The organism is Phocaeicola sp. (assembly GCF_057861905.1).
In genome coordinates, this window is record NZ_DBMACV010000139.1 from 1 (window position 1) to 1955 (window position 1955).

The window sequence follows — 1955 nt, forward strand, 5'->3', positions numbered from 1 at the left end:
TAGGAAGTAAAAGAGGTGGTTCTCTTTGCTAAGGTAGTTCATTCTACCTTAGCTTTACTTCCTTTTTTTGTTTTTATCGAAAAACGTTTAGGACAACATTGGTTTGCGGCATATTTTCCGACAGAAAGCCAGACCGATATTCCGTTTTTTTAGTTGACCGGCTGCTCATATTCGGCAAATCTTTCTGGCAGAAAAATCCTTTTGCCTGAAAAGAATAGGGCAGGGCGTTCCGGCAATTATGGAAACAATCCGTTTTTTTCTTTGGCAGATAAGTATATTTTTTTCTTGATTTCAATCAAGTTTCTGTATCTCATTCTTCTGTACTTCTTGTCTTTTGCGTATTTTTGCATTCGAAAATCGAACAATTAATTATTAAAAATTAAAAAGGAATGGGTGGTTTTTTCGGTACAGTCTCAATGGCTGAATGCGTAACCGATTTATTTTACGGTACGGATTATAATTCACATTTAGGAACAAAACGCGCCGGTATGGCGACTTATTCGGAAGGAGAAGGTTTTGTTCGTTCTATTCATAGTCTGGAAAGCTCTTATTTTCGTACGAAATTCGAAGCAGAACTTCCAAAATTCAGAGGTAAGTCGGGTATAGGCGTTATCAGCGATACCGATCCGCAGCCAATCATGATTAATTCTCATCTCGGAAAGTTTGCGATTGTGACAGTGGCAAAAATCAATAACATAGCCGAACTTGAAAAGGATTTGCTGGATGCCAACATGCACTTTGCTGAAATGAGTCTGGGCAAAACCAACCAGACCGAACTTATCGCATTGCTGATTGTGCAGGGAAAGGATTTTGTAGACGGTATCGAAAATGTTTACAAGCGGATAAAGGGTTCCTGTTCCATGCTGATCCTGACGGAAGACGGCATCATCGTTGCCCGCGACAAATGGGGACGTACGCCTATCGTGATCGGAAAGAAAAACGGAGCCTATGCAGCTACCAGCGAGTCGAGCAGCTTTCCTAACCTCGATTATGAAATAGAGCGTTATGTGGGTCCGGGTGAAATTCTCCGTATGCGTGCCGACGGACTGGAACAGCTCCGCAAACCGAATGAAGAAATGCAGATCTGTTCGTTCCTGTGGGTATATTATGGTTTCCCTGTATCATGCTACGAAGGCCGCAATGTAGAAGAGGTACGTTTCATGAGCGGTTACAAGATGGGTAAGACGGATGAGTCGGAAGTGGACTGTGCCTGCGGTATTCCCGACTCGGGTGTGGGTATGGCTCTCGGATATGCCGAAGGAAAAGGTATTCCTTACCACCGTGCCATTGCCAAGTATACTCCTACCTGGCCGCGCAGCTTTACTCCCAGCAATCAGGAGATGCGTTCGCTGGTAGCAAAGATGAAACTGATACCGAACCGTGCCATGTTGCAAGGAAAACGTATCCTGTTCTGTGATGATTCTATCGTACGTGGTACCCAGCTTCGCGACAATGTAAATGTATTGTACGATTACGGAGCAAAGGAAGTGCACATGCGTATTGCCTGTCCGCCGCTGATTTACGGTTGTCCGTTTATCGGGTTCACTTCTTCCAAGAGCGACATGGAACTGATTACCCGCCGTATCATCAAGGAAATAGAAGGCGATGAGAATGCCAAGCTCGACAAGTATGCTACCACCGACTCGCCCGAATACAAGGAACTGGTAGAACGTATCCGTGCCCGCTTCGGACTGACTTCCTTGAAATTCAATACACTGGAAACCCTGATAGAGGCTATCGGGCTGCCGAAATGCAAGGTCTGCACACACTGTTTCGACGGTTCCAGCAAGTTTTGAAAAAAGGAAAGTGTGAGTATCACTGGAAAGAGATAAAGAGAGATTCCCTTATATAAAAGTGAGGGTGTGTCGTAATACGCGATTCACCCTCTTTTCTTTATCAACGATAAGAGTGTAGTTAACTTTTTCAGGCAGCGATATTCAGAAGATAATCTCGAT

Annotated in this window: 1 protein-coding gene; it reads left to right on the forward strand. The window is 44.2% G+C overall.

All coding sequences use genetic code 11. From position 1 onward, the window contains the following. Window positions 1–389: 389 nt before the first annotated feature. On the forward strand, window positions 390–1796 hold the full coding sequence (locus ACZM60_RS14705; RefSeq protein WP_489521865.1) for an amidophosphoribosyltransferase: 1407 nt from the start codon (window positions 390–392) through the stop codon (window positions 1794–1796). Window positions 1797–1955 lie beyond the last annotated feature (159 nt).